The following is an 18,442-nucleotide window of genomic DNA, read 5'->3' as shown; positions in this document are numbered from 1 at the left end:
GATCACCCGTGATCACGCGTATGTCCTCCCTGTTCCTGCGCACCCTGCGCGACGACCCCGCCGACGCCGAGGTGCCCAGCCACAAGCTGCTGGTCCGGGCCGGATACATCCGCCGCGCGGCGCCGGGCATCTACACCTGGCTGCCGCTCGGGCTGCGCGTGTTCCGGAAGATCGAGGACGTGGTCCGCGAAGAGATGAACGCGATGGGCGCGCAGGAGATCCTGCTGCCCGCGCTGCTGCCGCGCGAGCCCTACGAGACCTCCGGCCGGTGGACCGAATACGGCGACAACGTCTTCAAGCTCAAGGACCGCAAGGGCGCCGACATGATGCTCGGCCCCACTCACGAGGAACTGTTCACCCAGCTGGTCAAGGGCGAGTACAGCTCGTACAAGGACCTGCCGGTGATCCTGTACCAGATCCAGACCAAGTACCGCGACGAGGAGCGCCCGCGCGCCGGTCTGCTCCGCGGCCGCGAGTTCGTGATGAAGGACTCGTACTCGTTCGACACGAGCGACGCGGGGCTCCAGCAGTCCTACGACCTGCACCGGGCCGCCTACCAGCGCATCTTCGAGCGGCTGAATGTGCAGTACGTGATCGTGGCCGCCACCTCCGGCGCCATGGGCGGCAGCGCCTCCGAGGAGTTCCTGGCCGAGTGCGAGGTCGGTGAGGACACCTTCGTCCGCAGCACCGAGTCGGGCTACGCCGCCAACGTCGAGGCCGTCGTCACGCCGGTGCCCGACGCGCTGCCGCTGGACGGCCTGCCCGAGGTCTCGATCCACGACACCGGAGAGACGCCGACCATCGCGACCCTGGTCGACTGGGCCAACGGCGCCCTCGACCGCGAGGTGACCGCGGCGGACACCCTCAAGAACCTGCTGGTGAAGATCCGCCGGCCCGGCAAGGACTGGGAGATCGTGGGCATCGGCATCCCCGGCGACCGCGACGTCGACATGAAGCGGCTGGAGGCCGCGGTCGAACCCGCCGAGGTCGTGCTGCTCACCGAAGACGACTTCGCCGCCAACCCGGCCCTCGTCCGCGGGTACATCGGCCCCAAGGGTGTGCAGGCCGCGGGCGGCACCTACCTGGTGGACCCGCGCGTGGTGACCGGCACGCGCTGGATCACCGGCGCCGACGAGAAGGGCAAGCACGTCGTCGACCTGGTGGCCGGCCGCGACTTCACCCCGGACGGCGTGATCGAGGCCGCCGAGGTGCGCGCCGGCGATCCGTCGCCCGACGGCCACGGCGTGCTGGAGGCCGCGCGCGGCATCGAGATCGGCCACATCTTCCAGCTGGGCCGCAAGTACGCCGACGCCTTCGAGCTCGACGTGCTCGGCGAGAACGGCAAGCCGGTCCGCGTCACGATGGGTTCCTACGGCCTCGGCGTCTCGCGCATGGTCGCGGTACTGGCCGAACAGCGGCACGACGAGAAGGGCCTGATCTGGCCGCGCGAGGTGGCGCCGTACGACGTCCACCTGGTGATCGCCAACAAGGACGAGGCCGCCGTCGCCGGTGCCCAGCAGCTCGCCGAGCAACTGGACGCCGCAGGCATCGAGGTGCTGTTCGACGACCGCAAGGCGTCGCCGGGCGTCAAGTTCAAGGACGCCGAACTGCTCGGCATGCCCACCGTCGTGGTGGTCGGCCGCGGCTGGGCCGACGGGACCGTTGAGGTCCGCGACCGCGCGAGCGGCGAAGCCGCGGCGGTGCCGATCGACGGCGCCGTGGACGCCGTGGTCGCGGCGGTACGGGGCGCGTAGGCGAGGGCCGCGAACGAACGGCGCGAGCCGTCTCCCCCGGTGGGGGACGGCTCGCGCGGTTCGCTGGGGTCAGTGGCCGGTGGTGTTCTTCTCGGCGGAGCTGACGGCGCCGGTCGCGGCGAGCGCCAGGTCGCGCTGCGCGGCGAGCAGCCGCTCGGCGGCCGCGTAGTTGACGGCGACGACCTCGGCCAGGCTCGGCACGCCCGGGAGCCGCTTCGGCTTGGCGGCGAGGACCTTGTCGAGGCCCGGCACGACGGCGACGGCGCTGCTGACGCCCGAACGGATCTTGGGCAGGACGTCGGCGGTGCCGTTGAGGCCGGCGACCCAGGCGCCGGCGAGGTCGGCGGTGGCTTTGGTGTACAGATCGGTCATGCGGGGCTCCTTAGCGAGGGGAAGGACGGCGTCATTCGTCGCCGACCATCGAGCGGTACAGCTGGATCAGGGCGGACTTCTGCGAGTCGGTCAGCCTGGTGTCCCGGGTGACGGCCTCGATCACGCCGGGCCCGTCGCCGCCGAGCCAGCCCGACATGCGGAACAGCTCGTCGGGCGAGATGTCGAGGCCCTTCGCGACGTTGGCGAGAAACTCCGCCGACGGCCGGTAGTTCCCCCGCTCCACCTGGCTCAGGTAGGAGTCGGAGACCGCCGCCATCTTGGCCAGCCCGCGGATCGACAGCTGATTCAGCTGACGCTGCGCGCGGATGTACTGGCCGAGGTAACCGAGTTTGTCTTCGTCGCTCGTGGGCACCTCCCCAAACTACAACGCAAGTGCGTTGTGTGCAACGCGCTAGGTGCCGGGTGTGCCCGGGAAGGGCACCGTCACCGGGCTCTGGCCCAGCACCCCGCGCCAGTGCGCGGCGTAGCCCGCGCTGGCGGTCAGACCGTCGACGCCGCGGCGCCGCAGCTCGGTCTTGCCGGCCTGCTCCAGCAGTGCGCGGTAAGCCCGGGCGCACTCCTGCTCGGCGTCGAGCAGTACGGTCGCGGCGCTCGTCGCGTCCGTGACGTTCACCGGCAGCCGATAGCCGGCGGCCGACTGCGGCGGGGTGCCGCCGGCCGCGGTCACGTCGGCGTTGAGCTCGTCGCGGCGCACCCGGTGGGCCGCCACGTACTGACCGACGGTGACGCGCTCGGCGGTGCCGATGAACGCGGTGGTGACGCCGTAGGTGAAGATCGCGGCGTTCTCGGCCTCGATCGCGTTGTCCAGTGCCTTCCGGTCGTCGCTCATGCCAGCTGCACCTCGCGGAGCGTCGTGCACGACGCGCTGATCGACCCGAGCAGCCCGGCCCGGAAACCCGCCGCGGCGACCGCCGCGCCGGCGCTGTCGCGGGCGGCAGAGGTGAGGCCGTCGCGCAGACCGTCGAGCGTGAGGTTCGTGGTGCCGTCGCCGGCGGGTGCGGTGATCTCCGTCGCCGCCGGGGCGTGGAGGCGGTTGATCTCGTCGGTGAGCGCCTGGGCGTGATCGCCGCGTTCGGCGGCGACCCGATTCAGCGCGTCGGTGTAGTCGGTCTCTTTCGGCGCGAGCTGCTTCGCCTGCCGCTGCTGGAGCTCCGCGGAGCGGGCCAGGGGCACCAGTTCGCGGGCCTGCCGCTCTCGCTCCGACGGTCCCGGGGCGCAGGCGGCGAGCGCTGGACCGGCCGCGGCGGCCAAGGTCAGCGCGGCCCCACCACGCAGCACCGTGCGCCGGGGCAGTGCTCGCGAAGACGGGCGCGGATCGGGTGCGGGCGGCGGCGGTCGGTGCGTCACTCGGCCGATTCTGCCAGCTTCGGCGATCGACTACGATGGAAGGTCGGCGCGGCGGCCCGGAACTCCCGGGCCGCCCTCATCGCACAAGAGGAGGCCCACGGTGTCGCACGCGACCAGTGAGCAGATCGGCGACGTGGTGCGTCCGGTCGTCACCGGGCTCGGCTACGACCTGGAGGATGTCGTGGTCGGCGGCCGGGCCGGGCACGAGGTCCGCATCGTCGTCGACCGCGACGGCGGCGCCTCCCTGGACGACCTCGCCGAGGTCTCGCGCGCGCTGTCCGACGTCCTCGACGCCGCCGACCCGTTCGGCGACGACCCCTACGAGCTCGAGGTCAGCACCCCGGGCGCCGAACGGGCGCTGACAGCGCCGCGCCATTGGCGCCGGGCCCGCGGCCGGAAGGTCGCGGTGCGGCGGCACGCCGACGGCGACGAGCAGATGATCACCGGCCGGGTCGGCGACACCGACGAGGAGTCGGTCACCCTCGTCACCAACGTCAAGGGCCGGATGAGTGAGACGACGATTCCGCTCGCCGACGTGGTCCACGCGCGGGTCGAGGTCGACTTCACCCGGCCCGGGCCCGCCGAACTGCGCCGCTGCGGCCTCGACGACGACGAGATCGAGCGCCGTCGCCGGCCGGCCGAATAGCACCCGTACCTGAATCCACAACTCAATACGACAAACGAATAGGAGTCACCACCATGCACATCGACGTCACGGCCCTGCGCCTGATCGAATCCGAGAAGGGCATCCCCACCGAGACCGTCATCACGGCCATCGAGACGGCGCTGCTCACCGCCTACCGGCACACCGAGGGCTTCGCGCCGCACGCGCGCATCGACATCGACCGCAAGTCGGGCGAGGTCCGCGTGATGGCGCAGGAGATCGACGACGACGGCACCGTGGTGCACGAGTGGGACGACACCCCGGAGGGCTTCGGCCGGATCGCCGCCACCACCGCCCGCCAGGTGATCCTGCAGCGGCTGCGCGACGCCGAGAACGAGAAGCAGTTCGGCGAGCTGGTCGCACACGAGGGCGAGATCGTCGCCGGAGTGGTGCAGGCCGATGCCCGTGCCCGGGCCCGCGATCTGGTGGTGGTGCAGATCGGCACCGACGCCAACGCCACCGAGGGCGTGATCCCGAAGGGCGAGCAGGTGCCGGGGGAGAACCTGCAGCACGGCGATCGGGTCAAGTGCTATGTGGTGGGCGTGGCGCGCGGTGTGCGCGGCCCGCAGATCACCCTGTCGCGGACACACCCGAACCTGGTGCGCAAGCTGTTCGCGCTGGAGGTCCCGGAGATCGCCGACGGCTCGGTGGAGATCGTGTCGGTGGCCCGCGAGGCCGGGCACCGCTCCAAGATCGCGGTGCACACCGGCGTCGCCGGACTCAACGCGAAGGGCGCCTGCATCGGCCCGATGGGCCAGCGCGTGCGCAACGTGATGAGCGAACTGGGCGGCGAGAAGATCGACATCATCGACTACTCGGTGGATCCGGCCGAATTCGTCGGCAACGCGCTGTCCCCGGCGAAGGTGGTGTCGGTGGAGGTGGTCGACGCCGAGGCGAAGGCGGCGCGGGTCGTGGTGCCCGACTACCAGCTGTCGCTGGCCATCGGCAAGGAGGGTCAGAACGCCCGATTGGCCGCGCGGCTGACCGGGTGGCGTATCGACATCCGCTCGGATGCGGCGGGTGACGGCGCCGACGCGGCCGCCCCGGCGCCGGGTGGCTCCGACGCGCCCGGGAATGAGCTAGACTGATCGGTGGTTCTTCCAGAGTCGACACATCCGATCCGCATGTGTCTGGGTTGTCGTGAACGCGGCCCGGTCACGGAATTGATCAGGGTGGCGGTGCGCGATGTGCCGGAGAGCGAGGCCCCGACGGGCGTCGTGCTGGCGATCGATCACCGGAGGAACCTGCCGGGACGAGGCGCCTGGCTGCACCCGACGCGGGACTGTGTGTCCGCGGCGGTGCGGCGGCAGGCATTCGGTCCGGCGCTCCGGGTGCGCGGACTGAAAGCGCACGCGGACGACTTCGCCGAGATTTTCGGCGAGGCCGCCATAGGGACTCCGCAGGAGTCAGGACAGGTGAGTAGAAGACATGAGCACACCGTGAAGTCGCCACGATGAGCACGTTGTTCAGTTAAACCGAGGCCGTAGCGGTTGCCCGCTCGGCCTCCAAGTGAGGAGAGCAGTGGCAGGCAAGGCCCGCGTCCACGAATTGGCCAAGGAACTCGGCGTCACCAGCAAGATCGTGCTGGAGCGTCTGAAGGATCAAGGCGAGTTCGTCAAATCTGCGTCGTCGACCGTCGAGGCCCCGGTGGCCCGTCGACTTCGCGAATCTTTCGCCCCCGCCGACGGCAAGCCCGAGGCGGCGGCACCCAGTCAGAAGCCGGCCGCGAGCAAGCCCGCGGCCAAGCCCGGTGCCGCGTCGTCGGCACCGAAGCCGGGCGGCCCGAAGCCCGGCGCCCGCACCCCCGCGGCCCCGGCCGCTCCGGCAGCCCCCGCCGCGGCCGCTCCGGCGGCCCCGGCTCCGGCGCAGCCCGCGGCGGCCAAGCCCGCGGCGACCAAGCCCGGTCCCAAGCCGGCCCCCGCGCCGGCTCCGGCCCCCGAGCGTCCGGCGGCGGCCACCCCGGCGGCCACCAAGCCCGCCGCGGCCGGTCCGCGTCCGGGTCCGCGTCCCGCGCCGCGCCCGCCGCGCGTCGGTAACAACCCGTACTCGTCGGCTCCGGCCCCCGCGCCGCGCCCGCAGGGACCCCGTCCCGGTCCGGGCCAGGCCGGTCCGCGGCCCGGTGGCGGCCGTCCGGCCGCGGGCGGACGCCCGGGCGCCGGTGGCCCCCGGCCCAGCCCCGGCAGCATGCCCCCGCGCCCGAACCCGGGTGCGATGCCGCAGCGCGCGGCCCGTCCCGACGCCCGCCCGGGTGGTCGTGGCGGACCGGGCGGCGGTCGTCCCGGCGGTGGCGGCGGTTACCGCGGCGGTCCCGGTGGCGGCGGTGGCGGTGCTCCGGCCGCCGGCGGCGGCTTCCGCGGTCGTCCCGGTGGCGGCGGTGGCGGCGGACGTGGTCGCGGCGGTGCCGCGGGTGCGTTCGGCCGGCCCGGTGGCGCGCCCCGCAAGGGCCGCAAGTCGAAGCGGCAGAAGCGGCAAGAGTACGACTCGATGCAGGCACCGACGGTCGGCGGCGTCCGGCTGGTCAACGGTAACGGCGAGACCATCCGGCTCGCCCGCGGCGCCTCGCTGTCGGACTTCGCCGACAAGATCGGCGCCAACCCGGCGTCGCTGGTCCAGGCCCTGTTCAACCTCGGCGAGATGGTCACGGCCACCGAGTCGGTGAACGACGAGACGCTGGAGCTGCTCGGCTCCGAGATGAACTACGTCGTCCAGGTCGTCAGCCCCGAGGACGAGGACCGCGAGCTCCTGGAGAGCTTCGACCTCACCTACGGCGAGGACGAGGGCGGCGAGGACGATCTCGCGCAGCGTCCGCCGGTGGTCACCGTCATGGGTCACGTCGACCACGGCAAGACCCGCCTGCTCGACACGATCCGCAAGGAGAACGTCGGCGAGGGCGAGGCCGGCGGCATCACCCAGCACATCGGTGCCTACCAGGTGATGACCGACCTCAACGGCGAAGAGCGTCTCATCACGTTCATCGACACCCCGGGTCACGAGGCGTTCACCGCCATGCGTGCCCGCGGCGCCAAGGCCACCGACATCGCGATCCTGGTGGTCGCGGCCGACGACGGCGTGATGCCGCAGACGGTCGAGGCGGTGAACCACGCTCAGGCCGCCGACGTGCCGGTGGTGGTCGCGGTCAACAAGATCGACAAGGAAGGCGCCGACCCGGCCAAGATCCGCGGTCAGCTCACCGAGTACGGCCTGGTTCCCGAGGAGTACGGCGGCGACACCATGTTCGTCGACATCTCGGCCAAGCAGGGCACCAACATCGACGCGCTGCTGGAGGCGGTCCTGCTGACCGCCGACGCCTCGCTCGACCTGCGCGCCAACCCGGACATGGACGCCCAGGGTGTCGCCATCGAGGCGCACCTCGACCGCGGCCGCGGTCCGGTGGCGACCGTGCTCATCCAGCGCGGCACCCTGCACGTCGGTGACTCGGTGGTCGCCGGTGACGCCTACGGCCGCGTCCGCCGCATGGTCGACGAGCACGGCGACGACGTCGAGGAGGCGCTGCCTTCGCGTCCGGTGCAGGTGATCGGCTTCACCTCTGTTCCGGGTGCCGGTGACAACGTGCTGGTCGTGGAGGAGGACCGGATCGCGCGGCAGATCGCGGATCGGCGTGCGGCGCGCAAGCGCAACGCGCTGGCCGCCCGCAGCCGCAAGCGGATCAGCCTCGAGGACCTGGATTCGGCGCTGAAGGAGACCAGCCAGCTGAACCTGATCCTCAAGGGCGACAACTCCGGTACGGTCGAGGCCCTCGAGGAGGCTCTCCTCGGGATCGAGATCGACGACGAGGTCTCGCTGCGCGTCATCGACCGCGGCGTCGGCGGCGTCACCGAGACCAACGTCAACCTGGCGTCGGCCTCGGATGCGATCATCATCGGCTTCAACGTCCGTGCCGAGGGCAAGGCGACCGAGCTGGCGAACCGCGAGGGTGTCGAGATCCGCTACTACTCGATCATCTACAAGGCGATCGAGGAGATCGAGGCGGCGCTCAAGGGCATGCTCAAGCCGATCTACGAAGAGGTCGAGCTGGGCCGCACCGAGATCCGCGCGATCTTCAAGTCGTCCAAGGTCGGCAACATCGCCGGCTGCATGGTGCAGTCGGGTGTGGTCCGCCGCAACGCCAAGGCGCGGCTGCTGCGTGACAACACCGTCGTCGCCGAGAATCTCACGGTCAGCTCGCTGCGCCGGGAGAAGGACGACGTCACCGAGGTCCGCGAGGGCTTCGAGTGCGGTCTCACGCTGACCTACTCCGACATCAAGATCGGCGACGTCATCGAGACGTACGAGATGGTGGAGAAGGCGCGAGACTGATGGTCGATCACGCACGAGCCGCACGGCTCGCGAAGCGGATCTCCACGATCGTCGCCTCGGCGATCGGCACCGAGATCAAGGATCCCCGGCTGGCTCATGTGACCATCACGGACTGCCGGGTCACCGGGGATCTGCACGACGCGACCGTCTTCTACACGGTGATGGGCTCGTCGGTCGACGACGAACCCGATGTGGCCGAAGCGGCGGCCGGGCTGGCCGCCGCGACCGGTGCCCTGCGCTCCCTGGTGGGCGCGGGCACCGGCGTGCGGTTCACGCCGACCCTGCGCTTCGAGCTGGACACCGTGCCGGACGCGACGCGGGCGATGGATGAGCTTCTCGCCCGGGCCCGTGCCCAGGACGAACTGGTGGCCCGCGCGGCCCGGGAGGCGAAGCCGGCCGGCGACGCCGATCCGTACCGCCACGAGGACGAGGACAGGGACACCGAGTGAATCCGGCGTCCGCCGCGGACATCGCCGGGGTGCTGAGCGCTGCGCGCACGGTGTCGATCATCAGCCACGTCCGCCCCGACGCCGACACCATCGGCAGCGCGCTCGCGCTGGGCCTGGCCCTGCGCGGGCGCGGGGCGGAGGTCGCCGTCTCGTTCTCCGGTCCCGAGGAACTGCCGGGTACCCTGCGGCAGCTGCCCGGGTCGGAGCTGATCGTCGACGACGCCGCGCTGGCCCCGGCGCCGGTCACCGTCGCCGTCGATGCGGCCACCGTCGACCGGCTCGGCCGGCTGGCGCCGGTCTTCGGCGAGGCGGGGACCACGATCTGCATCGATCATCACGTGTCGAACGCCGGTTTCGCCGATCTCGACCTGATCGACGCGCAGTCCGACTGCACGGCGGTCCTGGTGCTCGAGGTGATCGACGCCTTGGGCGTCGACCTGACCTGCGACATCGCGACCTGCCTGTACGCGGGTCTGGTCACCGACACCGGCAGCTTCAAGTGGGCGCGCCCGGCGTCGTTCCGGGTGGCGGGCCGGCTCACCGAGGCGGGCGTCGACTCGGCCCGGTGGAGCCGCATCCTGATGGACTCGCATCCGTTCGGCTGGCTCGGTCTGATCTCGGGGGTGCTCGCCACCGCCGACCTCGATGAGGGCGCGTGCGGGGGAGCGGGTCTGGTGGTCGCCGTGGTCGGTGCCGAGCAGATGTCCGGCATGGACTGGGAGGACGGCGAGAGCATCGTCGACGTCGTGCGTACTGCGCGCGAGGCCGACGTGACCGCCGTGTTCAAGGAGGCCACGCCCGGCTACTGGAACGTCTCACTGCGCAGCAAGTCGCAGGTCGACCTGGTGCCGATCGCCCGCGGCCTCGGCGGCGGCGGGCACACGCGGGCGGCCGGCTACAGCGACACCGGCAGTGCCGCGGAGGTCGTCGCCCGGCTGCGTTCCGCGCTGGCGTGACAGCGTCCCCGCGCGGGGTGTCGGCGGCCGTCTTCGGCCGTCTCGCCGCGTCCGCGCTGGTGGTGCTGATCGCACCGCCGCTGTATCTGATGCTCGACCTGGCCGTGGTCGGGAGGCTCGGCGGTCACCAGCTGGCGGCCCTGGCCGTCGGGACCCTGGTGCTGTCGATCATCAGCACCCAGCTGACCTTCCTCTCGTACGGCACCACCGCCCGCTCGGCGCGGGCCTTCGGCGCCGGGGACCGGCGGGAGGCGGTCGGCGAGGGCGTGCAGGCCAGCTGGATCGCGGTCGGCGCGGGACTGCTGCTGATCGCCGCGGTCTATCCCAGCGCGCCGTATCTCCTGCGCGCGCTCGTGCCCGACGACACGGTCGCGGCCGATGCGACGGGCTGGCTGCGGACCGCGATGTTCGGGGTGCCGCTGATCCTGCTGTCCATGGCCGGCAACGGCTGGATGCGCGGTGTGCAGGAGGCCCGGCGCCCGGTGGTGTACGTGGTGGCCGGCCTCGCGGTGTCGGCAGTGCTCTGCGTGCTGCTGGTTCACGGCCTGGCCGGTGCGCCGCGACTGGGGCTGGAAGGCAGCGCGGTGTCGAACCTGGTGGGGCAGGGGCTCACCGGACTGTTGTTCGCCGGGCACCTGATCCGGGAGTCGCGCGGGCGGTTGCGCCCGGTCTGGCGGGTGATCCGCGCGCAGCTGACCATGGCGCGCGACCTGATCCTGCGCAGCGTGTCGTTCCAGGTGTGCTTCGTGTCCGCGGCGGCGGTCGCCGCCCGGTTCGGGGTGGCGCAAGTCGCCGCGCACCAGCTGGTGCTCCTGCTCTGGGAGTTCATCTCGCTGCTGCTCGATTCGCTGGCGATCGCCGCCCAGCAGCTGGTCGGGGCGGCGCTCGGGGCGAAGGCGTTCGCGGCCGCCCGGGCCGACGCGCGGCGGGCCACCGGTCTCTCCCTCGGACTGTCGGTGCTGGTCGCGGCGGTTTTCGCGGCCGGCGCGGGCCTGATCCCGCGGATCTTCACGGCCGATTCGGCGATCTTGCACGCGGTCGTCACGCCGTGGTGGTTCCTGGTCGCCATGCTGCCGGTCGCCGGCATCGTCTTCGCGCTCGACGGCGTGCTGCTGGGGGCGGGCGACGTCGCGTTTCTGCGGACGGCCACCCTGCTCGGCGCACTCCTCGGTTTTCTGCCGCTGATCTGGCTCTCACTTGCCTTCGACTGGGGTCTGGCGGGGATCTGGGCCGGGCTGTGCGTGTTCATGCTCGCCCGGCTGGGTGCGGTCGCCTGGCGTGTCCGGTCGGGGTCGTGGGTGCGCTGAAAGTTCTTTAGGCTACCCTTATCGGGTGCCGAAGAAGACTCTCCTCACCCTGGCCTGCGCCGTCGCCGCCGCCGCGGGCACCGCTCTCACCGTCGCCGCACCCGCCTCGGCCGCACCGGCCACGACCCGCGTGATCCTCACGCCCGGTCAGTCGCTGGGCGGAGTCTCGCTGGCCCCGATGTACAGCCGGATGGCCGACGATCTCATCGCGCGCGGGTATCCGACGACGGTGGTCGACGTGATGGGCACCGATCTGCGCCATGACGCGACCGTCATCGGCGATGCCGTCGACAAGGTGCATCGTGAGCACCCGCACGACAAGATCGCCCTCGTCGCCCACAGCGTCAGCGGTATCAGCGCGCGCTGGTACCTCAAGGAGCAGGGCGGACACGACAAGGTGGCGACCTACGTCGCCATCGGGACCGCGCAGTACGGGTCACCGGCGTCGTGCACGGCCGACATCGCGAAAGAGAACTGCCCGAACACCCCGTTCATCAACACCCTGAACGCCGGCGACGACACGCCCGGCGACACCGCATACTACGGCATCCGCAGCACCCGCGAGTTCGCCGACGGCCACCTCGACGGAGGACAGTGCCGGGTGACGCCGATCCCGGAGCTCAAGCCGGTGCCCGCGGACTACCAGCACACCGTGGAACCGCTGAACGCCGACGTCTGGGACGCGGTCGCCGCGTCGCTGGCCGGCAAGTGCGAGGGCAAGTTCGTCGACGATCCGGACGGCGTGCTCACCGGCCGCGGATCGATGCTGCCGGACGCCCCGTACTACCGCGAGTACCGCGGCTGACGCCTCGCGTCCCGCGGTACCGCGTCAGCCGGCGATGACCGAGCGGTACTGCGGGAAGCGCTCGACGAACTTCTGCACGTAGGTGCACACCGGCCGCACGGTGACACCGCGGGCCGCGGCATCGTCGAGCACCTCGTGCACCAGGAGGCGCGCGAAGCCGGCGTGGCCGAACTTCTCGGTGACCACCGTGTGCAGCAGCACCAGGTGACCGTCGGCGTCGCGCTCGTAGCCTTCGACGCCGACCAACTCATCGCCGGACCAGAGTTCGTACCGGTCACGGTCGGGATTGTCCCGCAACCGCGGCGTCGGCTCCAGAGTGACGGTGGGCGGCGGGACCGGGTTCTCGGAAGTCATGCGCTCCACGGTAACCCCGGGATGCCCGCGCCGGGCGCCGACGCGCTACACCGCGTCGAGCGGTACCTCCGGGTCGGCGAGCCGGTCGGGGGACACCGGGCGCCCGCTCGTGATCAGCTCGGCGATCGCCTCGCCGTCGTCCCAGAGGTTCACATTCATCCCGGCGAGCACCCGGGAGTCGTCGTCGAGCCAGAACGCGAGGAACTTCAGGGCGCCGGTGTCGCCGCGGATCACCACCCGGTCCTTTCCGGAGGCGTGGCCGCGATATTCCATCCCGAAGTCGTACTGGTCGGTGAAGAAGTACGGCAGCCGGTCGTAGGTCTCGTCGTGCCCGAGCGCGTTGGCCGCGGCCACGGCGGGCTGGTTGAGCGCGGTGGCCCAGTGCTCCACCCGGAGGCGGCCGAACAGCGGATGCTCCTGATTCGCGATGTCCCCGACGGCGAAGATGTTCGGGTCCGATGTGCGCAGTCCGCCGTCGACGTCCACCCCGTTGCTCACCGACAGGCCGGCGCCGGTGGCGAGGGCGACCTCCGGGACGGCGCCGATCCCGACCAGGATCACGTCTGCCGCCAGCGACGTGCCGTCGTCGGTGACCACCGTGCCGCCGGGTGCGTCGCCGACCGCGATGCTGTCGACCCCGGTATCGAGCCGCAGGTCGACGCCGTGGCCCCGATGCAGATCGGCGATCACCTCGGCGACCCGGTCGCCGAGGATCCCGGCCAGCGGCAGCGGCTGCGGTTCGATGACGGTGACCTCGGTGCCGGCCTGCCGGGCGGTGGCGGCCACCTCCAGGCCGATCCATCCGGCGCCGACCACCACCAGGCGTCTGCCGTCACCGAGGTAGGTGCGCAGCCGCTCGGAGTCGTCGAGTGTCCGGAGATAGGCGACGTCCGGGTCGCCGGGGAAGCGCCGCGGCGACGAGCCGGTGGCGAGGATCAGCTTGTCGTAGTGGAGCGCGGAACCGTCGTCGAGGATGACGAAGCGGCCGTCGCGGTCGATCTTGGTGGCGCGGACACCGGTGTGCACGTCGACCCGGTGCCGGGCGTACCAGTCGCCGTCGTGCGGGAAGACCGACGATCGCTCGGCCTTGCCGGCCAGGAAGTCCTTGGAGAGCGGCGGTCGTTCGTACGGGAGATGATGTTCGGCGGCGACCACCGAGATCGCGCCGTCGAACCCTCGCTCCCGGAGCGCTTCAGCGGACTTCGCCGCGGCCAGACCGCCACCGATGATCACCATTGAGCCGTCCATGAACCCACGCTACGCGCGATCGCGGGCTCTGGCAGCATGGCATCTCATGGCGACACTCTGGGCGATCAGCGATCTGCACGTGGCGCACCGGGGCAACGAGCACATCGTCGATGCGATCCGGCCGAGCGATCCGGGGGACTGGCTGATCGCGGCCGGGGACGTGTCCGAGCGCACCGACGACATCATCGACACGCTGCGGCGGCTCAAGGCGCGCTTCCAGACGGTCGTCTGGGTGCCGGGTAACCACGAGCTGTACACCACCAGCAAGGACCCGCTGCAGATCTTCGGCGTCGCCCGGTACGACTACCTGGTGCAGGCCTGCCGGGACATCGGGGTGATCACCCCGGAGGACCGCTATCCGCTGTTCGATCCGGGCGACGGCCTGCCGCCGGTTCGCGTGGTGCCGATGTTCCTTCTGTACGACTACACCTTCCGCCCCGAGGGCACCGCCACGGCGTTGCAGGCACTCGCGCTCGCGCGGGAGCGCAATGTCGTCGCCACCGACGAGTTCCTGCTCTCACCCGAACCGTTCGGGACCCGTGATGCGTGGGGCCGGGCGCGGGTGGCGGCGACGCGGGAGCGGCTGGAGGCCCTCGATCCGGCCGAGAAGACCGTCCTGATCAACCACTGGCCGCTGCGCCGCGAGCCCTGCGATGCGCTGATGTACCCGGAGTTCGCGCTCTGGTGCGGCACCGAGGAGACCGCCGACTGGCACACCCGCTTCCACGCGGAGGCCTGCGTCTACGGGCACCTGCACATCCCGCGCACCACCTGGTACGACGACGTGCGCTTCGAGGAGGTGTCGGTGGGTTACCCGCGCGAGTGGAAGCGCCGCGGCCTGCCCGAGCCGCTGCTGCGGCAGATATACCCCGGCGACGGCACCGTCGCGGCCGACCTGCACGAGACCGGGGTGCGGTTCACACTGCCTCCGGACTACGAGGAGCGGGCCCGCGAGTTCCGCGAGCGGGTCGAGAAAGTGCGGGAGCGCCGTGCGCAGCGCCGGGCCGACTGAGCGCTGAGGAACACCTCACACGCGCCGCGCCGATTGGCCGTCTCCGCCCGTCGGCTGGCACCATGGTGGGCGCCAATGTATCGGCCGATATATCGCCGACGGTCACGAGGAGGTGACGCGATGATCGAGCTGCTGTTTCCCCGCGGTGTCGGCACCGCGGAATCCTTCGGCGATCCCGACGACGCCGTGCTGCTGCCCGCGGAGGAATCGCTGGTGTCGCGCGCGGTGGAGAAACGCCGCCGCGAGGTCACCACCGCCCGGCACTGCGGGCGCACCGCCCTGGGCCGCATCGGCGTGGGGCCGGAACCGATCCTGCGCGGCGAGCGCGGGATGCCGCTGTGGCCGTCGAACGTGGTCGGCAGCCTGACCCACTGCGACGGCTACCGTGCCGCCGCCGTCGCCTACGCGATGCAGGTCCGGTCGATCGGGATCGACGCCGAACCGCACGCGGCGCTGCCCGACGGCGTCCTCGATCACACCAGCATCGAGGCCGAACGCGAGGTCCTCGCCGGCCGGCCGGACGACCTGCACTGGGACCGGCTGCTGTTCTGCGCCAAGGAGGCCACCTACAAGGCGTGGTTCCCGCTCACCCGGCGCTGGCTCGGTTTCGAGGACGCGCACATCACCTTCACCCGCGACGACACCGCCGCGGCTCCGGCCGGTGAGACGGTGGCCGCCGGGACGTTCACCTCGCAGATCCTGATCGACCCGGCCACGCTCGACGGTGGTGCACCGCTGCTCACCCTGCCCGGTCGCTGGCTGATCGCCGGTGGGCTGATCCTGACGACGATTGCGCTGGTCTGAGGAGATGACGACGGCCGACTCCGAGGTGCTCGCCTCGCCCAACGCCAACGCGCCCGGGCGCCGCCGCGACGTCGAAGGCCTGCGCGGCGTGGCGATCATGCTGGTGGTCGTCTTCCACATCTGGGTCGGCACGGTCTCCGGCGGCGTCGACGCCTTCCTCTTCATCTCCGGCTTCTTCCTGATCCCGTCGCTCATCCGCGGGCAGACCGGCGCCGATCCGGTGAACAATCCGCTGCCGCGGCTGTGGCGGGTGCTCAAACGCCTGTGGATCCCGATGGCGCTCACCGTCGCGGTGACGGTGCTGGCCACCTGGTACATCTATCCGTCGTCGCGCCGCACCGAGACGCTGGGCGGGGCACTCTGGTCCGATCTGTTCGTCGAGAACTGGGCGCTCGGGCTGTCCGGTCACACCTACGCCGACGCGACCAGTCTGCCGTCGCCGTTCCAGCATCTGTGGTCCCTCGCGGTGCAAGCGCAGATCTTCGTGATCCTGATCGGCGGCATCACGCTGCTCGGGCTCGGGTTGCGGACGCTGGCCCGCCGGACCCGGCTGCTCGCTCCCGAGCGCGTCCGGCCGGTGCTGATCGGCATCGTCGCGGTTCTCACGATCGCCTCGTTCGGATACGCGACGTTCATCGGCTCGGCCGACCAGTCGGTGAACTACTACAACACCTTCTCGCGCTTCTGGGAGATCGCGCTCGGCGGTCTCGTCGGACTCGCCGCCGCCCGGCTCGTGGTGCCCGCGCGGCTGCGCTGGCCCGCCGGTCTGGCCGGGATCACCATGCTGGCGGTCACCGGCCTGCTGGTCGACGGCGCGACGTCGTTCCCCGGGCCCGCCGCCATGCTGCCGGTCGGCGGCACCGTCCTGGTCTTCCTCGCCGGGACCGGCGCGGGCAGTCCGGTCACCCGGGCGCTGAGCACGCGGCCGATGGTCTACCTCGGCTCGATCGCCTACCACCTGTACCTGTGGCACTGGCCGCTGCTGATGATGTTCCTGGTCTACCGCGACTTCCACGGGACGCCGGTGAAGCACGTCAGCCTGCTGCAAGGGCTGACGGTGATCGCGGTGTCGTTGCTGCTGGCCGTCGCCTCGGACTGGCTGCTGAAGCCCGACTCGCCGGTGCGGCGCCTGCGCGTCCGGGTGCCGCTGGTGCTGGCGGGCACCGTCGCCGCCCTGGTCGTCGCGATCCAGGCGGCGACGTCGACCACCCCGGCTCCGGTGGCCCAGGACATCGACTGGAGTCTGCACCCGGGAGCCGCGGCGTCGATGGGTGCCGCGACCCCGCCCGGCGTCGCCTTCATCCCGAAGGTGGAGGCCTCGCGCGCCGATCAGGCCCAGACCGGCAAGGACGGCTGCGCCAACGACGGCTACACCAAGTCCGACCTGGTGATCTGCGACTACGGTGCGCCGCGTGAGCCGGGGCGCCCGGTGCTCGCCCTGGTCGGCGGGTCGCACGCGGACCACTACCTGCCGGCGCTCGACCTGATCGGCAAGGAGCACGACTTCACCGTCGAGACCGTGCTGATCGTGAACTGCTCGCTGGCCGCGGGCCCGCACGCCGACGAGTCCACCGACCGGCCGCTGTGCCGCGACTGGCAGAAGAAGGCGATGGCGCACGTGCTGGAGACCCGGCCGGATGCCGTCTTCACCACGTCGACCCGGCCGGCCGCGAACAACGCCAAGGGCGACGAGACCCCGCAGTGGTACATCGACGCCTTCCGGACGTTCTCCGACGCGCACATCCCGGTGGTCGGCGTGCGCGATCTGCCGTGGCTGAAGGGCCCGGACGGCACCTTCCGGGAACCCTTCGACTGCATGGCGGTGAAGAAGGACCCGGTCGCGTGCGGCGTGAAGCGCGCCGACGCGCTCTTGCCGGTCGACCCCGCGCAGGCCGCCGTCGGCGGTCTGCCCGGCGTGACGCTCCTCGACTTCAACGACCTCAACTGCGGCCCGGTCGACTGCCCGGTGGTGATCGGCAACGTGCTGGTCTACCGGGACGCCCATCACTTCACCAAGACCTTCATGCTCACCATGACCCCGTTCATCGAGCGGGAACTCGGGCCCGCGCTCGGCTGGTGGCCCGCCCGGCATTAGCCGCCGGCGTCCGGCTTGGCACTATTGAGCAATGGCCGATTCCTCGATCGAGAACGCCGGACTCCTCGTCATCGACAAGGCGGCGGGCATGACCAGCCACGACGTCGTCAAAGAGTGCCGCAAGGCGTTCAGCACGCGCCGTGTCGGCCACGCCGGCACCCTCGACCCGATGGCGACGGGGGTGCTGGTGATCGGTATCGAACGCGCCACCAAGCTGCTCGGCCTGCTCTCGCTGACCACCAAGAGCTATCGCGCAACCATCCGCCTCGGCGCCGCCACCACCACCGACGACGCCGAGGGCGAGGTGACCTCGTCGGCCGATGCCTCGGGTGTCACCGACCAGCAGCTGCGCGACGGCGTCGCGGCGCTCACCGGCGACCTGCAGCAGGTGCCCGCGACGGTGAGCGCCATCAAGGTCGACGGCAAGCGGGCGCACGCGCTGGCCCGCGACGGCGAGGAGTTCGAGCTCGCCGCGCGCCCGGTGACCGTCGACCGCTTCGAGATCCTCGGCATCACCCGCGCGGGCGACACCGTGGACCTCGACGTCGAGGTGGACTGCTCGTCGGGCACCTACATCCGGTCCCTGGCCCGCGACCTGGGCGCGGCGCTCGGCGTCGGCGGCCATCTCACCGCGCTGCGGCGCACCGCGGTGGGACCGTTCACGCTGGCGCACGCCCGGACGCTCGACGAGGTGATCGCGCAGCCGGGCGTCAGTCTCGGGATCGACGCGGCGGCCAAGCTGTGCTTCCCGCACCGCGACATCTCCGACGACGACGCCGAGTCGATCAGCCAGGGCCGCTGGCTGGAGCCGATCGGCCTGCGCGGGATCTACACCGTCGTCGATCCGGCGGGCCAGGCCATCGCCCTGGTGCAGGAGAAGGGCCGCCGCGCCGCATCGGTCATGGTCGTGCGACCGGCCACCCTCCGCTGAACGCGG

At 71.5% G+C, this 18,442-nt stretch carries 19 protein-coding genes; 13 read left to right on the top strand and 6 right to left on the bottom strand.

Annotated elements, in window-relative coordinates; translation table 11 throughout:
* The first annotated feature begins 20 nt into the window (after window positions 1–20).
* The gene (locus tag ACSEEN_RS14015) at window positions 21–1,754 is read left to right on the top strand and encodes a proline--tRNA ligase (protein WP_247868029.1); all 1,734 of its coding nucleotides are present in this window, start codon (window positions 21–23) and stop codon (window positions 1,752–1,754) included.
* Between the two features lie 69 nt (window positions 1,755–1,823).
* On the opposite strand, the gene ACSEEN_RS14010 is transcribed toward ACSEEN_RS14015, so the two are convergent.
* The 4 genes from ACSEEN_RS14010 to ACSEEN_RS13995 are packed head-to-tail and all read right to left on the bottom strand — an operon-like array spanning window position 1,824 to window position 3,494.
* Window positions 1,824–2,126: a hypothetical protein gene (locus tag ACSEEN_RS14010; RefSeq protein ID WP_298443024.1), complete on the bottom strand. Its 303-nt coding sequence runs from the start codon at window positions 2,124–2,126 to the stop codon at window positions 1,824–1,826.
* A 31-nt stretch (window positions 2,127–2,157) separates the two neighbouring features.
* Entirely contained in the window at window positions 2,158–2,499 is a 342-nt protein-coding gene (locus ACSEEN_RS14005; RefSeq protein WP_440713493.1) for a helix-turn-helix domain-containing protein, read from the bottom strand.
* 39 nt (window positions 2,500–2,538) lie between these two features.
* Entirely contained in the window at window positions 2,539–2,976 is a 438-nt protein-coding gene (locus ACSEEN_RS14000) for a ferritin-like domain-containing protein (protein ID WP_440713492.1), read from the bottom strand.
* Complete coding sequence (locus ACSEEN_RS13995; RefSeq protein ID WP_440713491.1) at window positions 2,973–3,494, bottom strand: hypothetical protein; 522 nt, start codon at window positions 3,492–3,494, stop codon at window positions 2,973–2,975. The genes ACSEEN_RS14000 and ACSEEN_RS13995 overlap by 4 nt, the downstream gene beginning before the upstream one ends.
* A 100-nt stretch (window positions 3,495–3,594) precedes the next feature.
* Here ACSEEN_RS13995 and rimP point away from each other — a divergent pair, with 100 nt between their 5' ends.
* The 8 genes from rimP to ACSEEN_RS13955 all read left to right on the top strand — a co-directional run bounded on the left by rimP (window position 3,595) and on the right by ACSEEN_RS13955 (window position 11,992).
* Complete coding sequence (gene rimP / locus ACSEEN_RS13990) at window positions 3,595–4,140, top strand: ribosome maturation factor RimP (protein ID WP_440713490.1); 546 nt, start codon at window positions 3,595–3,597, stop codon at window positions 4,138–4,140.
* A gap of 53 nt (window positions 4,141–4,193) precedes the next feature.
* Entirely contained in the window at window positions 4,194–5,246 is a 1,053-nt protein-coding gene (nusA, locus tag ACSEEN_RS13985; RefSeq protein ID WP_247863841.1) for a transcription termination factor NusA, read from the top strand.
* 90 nt (window positions 5,247–5,336) lie between these two features.
* Window positions 5,337–5,615 carry a YlxR family protein gene (locus ACSEEN_RS13980; protein WP_440713489.1) on the top strand — a complete coding sequence of 93 codons (279 nt, stop codon included), beginning with the start codon at window positions 5,337–5,339 and terminating at the stop codon, window positions 5,613–5,615.
* A 64-nt stretch (window positions 5,616–5,679) separates the two neighbouring features.
* On the top strand, window positions 5,680–8,475 hold the full coding sequence (gene infB, locus ACSEEN_RS13975; protein ID WP_440713488.1) for a translation initiation factor IF-2: 2,796 nt from the start codon (window positions 5,680–5,682) through the stop codon (window positions 8,473–8,475).
* A complete protein-coding gene (gene rbfA / locus ACSEEN_RS13970; protein WP_247863838.1) occupies window positions 8,475–8,924 on the top strand; it encodes a 30S ribosome-binding factor RbfA in 450 nt (149 codons plus the stop codon). The genes infB and rbfA overlap by 1 nt, the downstream gene beginning before the upstream one ends.
* Window positions 8,921–9,880, top strand: a complete 960-nt coding sequence (locus tag ACSEEN_RS13965; RefSeq protein ID WP_247863837.1) for a DHH family phosphoesterase — start codon at window positions 8,921–8,923, stop codon at window positions 9,878–9,880. Before rbfA ends, ACSEEN_RS13965 begins: the two co-directional genes overlap by 4 nt.
* A complete protein-coding gene (locus ACSEEN_RS13960; RefSeq protein WP_440713487.1) occupies window positions 9,877–11,187 on the top strand; it encodes an MATE family efflux transporter in 1,311 nt (436 codons plus the stop codon). The genes ACSEEN_RS13965 and ACSEEN_RS13960 overlap by 4 nt, the downstream gene beginning before the upstream one ends.
* Window positions 11,188–11,212: 25 nt before the next feature.
* Complete coding sequence (locus ACSEEN_RS13955) at window positions 11,213–11,992, top strand: esterase/lipase family protein (RefSeq protein ID WP_440713486.1); 780 nt, start codon at window positions 11,213–11,215, stop codon at window positions 11,990–11,992.
* 24 nt (window positions 11,993–12,016) lie between these two features.
* On the opposite strand, the gene ACSEEN_RS13950 is transcribed toward ACSEEN_RS13955, so the two are convergent.
* Both ACSEEN_RS13950 and ACSEEN_RS13945 read right to left on the bottom strand, forming a co-directional pair.
* Entirely contained in the window at window positions 12,017–12,346 is a 330-nt protein-coding gene (locus ACSEEN_RS13950) for a GNAT family N-acetyltransferase (protein WP_247863835.1), read from the bottom strand.
* Window positions 12,347–12,391: 45 nt separating this feature from the next.
* Complete coding sequence (locus ACSEEN_RS13945; protein ID WP_440713485.1) at window positions 12,392–13,594, bottom strand: NAD(P)/FAD-dependent oxidoreductase; 1,203 nt, start codon at window positions 13,592–13,594, stop codon at window positions 12,392–12,394.
* A 46-nt stretch (window positions 13,595–13,640) separates the two neighbouring features.
* Between ACSEEN_RS13945 and ACSEEN_RS13940 the strand changes: the two genes are divergently transcribed.
* The 4 genes from ACSEEN_RS13940 (at window position 13,641) to truB (ending at window position 18,436) form a co-directional block, all read left to right on the top strand.
* Window positions 13,641–14,606 carry a metallophosphoesterase family protein gene (locus ACSEEN_RS13940; protein ID WP_440713484.1) on the top strand — a complete coding sequence of 322 codons (966 nt, stop codon included), beginning with the start codon at window positions 13,641–13,643 and terminating at the stop codon, window positions 14,604–14,606.
* 120 nt (window positions 14,607–14,726) lie between these two features.
* A complete protein-coding gene (locus ACSEEN_RS13935; RefSeq protein ID WP_440713483.1) occupies window positions 14,727–15,410 on the top strand; it encodes a 4'-phosphopantetheinyl transferase family protein in 684 nt (227 codons plus the stop codon).
* Between the two features lie 4 nt (window positions 15,411–15,414).
* Window positions 15,415–17,505, top strand: coding sequence for an acyltransferase family protein (locus ACSEEN_RS13930; RefSeq protein ID WP_440713482.1), 2,091 nt, complete (start codon window positions 15,415–15,417; stop codon window positions 17,503–17,505).
* Between the two features lie 31 nt (window positions 17,506–17,536).
* Window positions 17,537–18,436: a tRNA pseudouridine(55) synthase TruB gene (gene truB, locus ACSEEN_RS13925; protein WP_247863830.1), complete on the top strand. Its 900-nt coding sequence runs from the start codon at window positions 17,537–17,539 to the stop codon at window positions 18,434–18,436.
* The last annotated feature ends 6 nt before the right edge of the window (window positions 18,437–18,442 follow it).

Source organism: Gordonia marina (genome assembly GCF_052036135.1).
Lineage (GTDB): Bacteria > Actinomycetota > Actinomycetes > Mycobacteriales > Mycobacteriaceae > Gordonia.
This window is presented reverse-complemented; position numbering and strand designations above follow the sequence as displayed.

Excerpts from the sequence above, each read along its gene's own strand:
- ACSEEN_RS14010 (WP_298443024.1), bottom strand. The coding sequence starts at position 2,126 with ATGACCGATCTGTACACCAAAGCCACCGCCGACCTCGCCGGCGCCTGG.
- ACSEEN_RS13935 (WP_440713483.1), top strand. The coding sequence starts at position 14,727 with ATGATCGAGCTGCTGTTTCCCCGCGGTGTCGGCACCGCGGAATCCTTC.
- ACSEEN_RS13950 (WP_247863835.1), bottom strand. The coding sequence starts at position 12,346 with ATGACTTCCGAGAACCCGGTCCCGCCGCCCACCGTCACTCTGGAGCCG.
- ACSEEN_RS13945 (WP_440713485.1), bottom strand. The coding sequence starts at position 13,594 with ATGGACGGCTCAATGGTGATCATCGGTGGCGGTCTGGCCGCGGCGAAG.
- rbfA (WP_247863838.1), top strand. The coding sequence starts at position 8,475 with ATGGTCGATCACGCACGAGCCGCACGGCTCGCGAAGCGGATCTCCACG.
- nusA (WP_247863841.1), top strand. The coding sequence starts at position 4,194 with ATGCACATCGACGTCACGGCCCTGCGCCTGATCGAATCCGAGAAGGGC.
- truB (WP_247863830.1), top strand. The coding sequence starts at position 17,537 with ATGGCCGATTCCTCGATCGAGAACGCCGGACTCCTCGTCATCGACAAG.
- ACSEEN_RS13940 (WP_440713484.1), top strand. The coding sequence starts at position 13,641 with ATGGCGACACTCTGGGCGATCAGCGATCTGCACGTGGCGCACCGGGGC.
- ACSEEN_RS13930 (WP_440713482.1), top strand. The coding sequence starts at position 15,415 with ATGACGACGGCCGACTCCGAGGTGCTCGCCTCGCCCAACGCCAACGCG.
- ACSEEN_RS14000 (WP_440713492.1), bottom strand. The coding sequence starts at position 2,976 with ATGAGCGACGACCGGAAGGCACTGGACAACGCGATCGAGGCCGAGAAC.
- ACSEEN_RS14015 (WP_247868029.1), top strand. The coding sequence starts at position 21 with ATGTCCTCCCTGTTCCTGCGCACCCTGCGCGACGACCCCGCCGACGCC.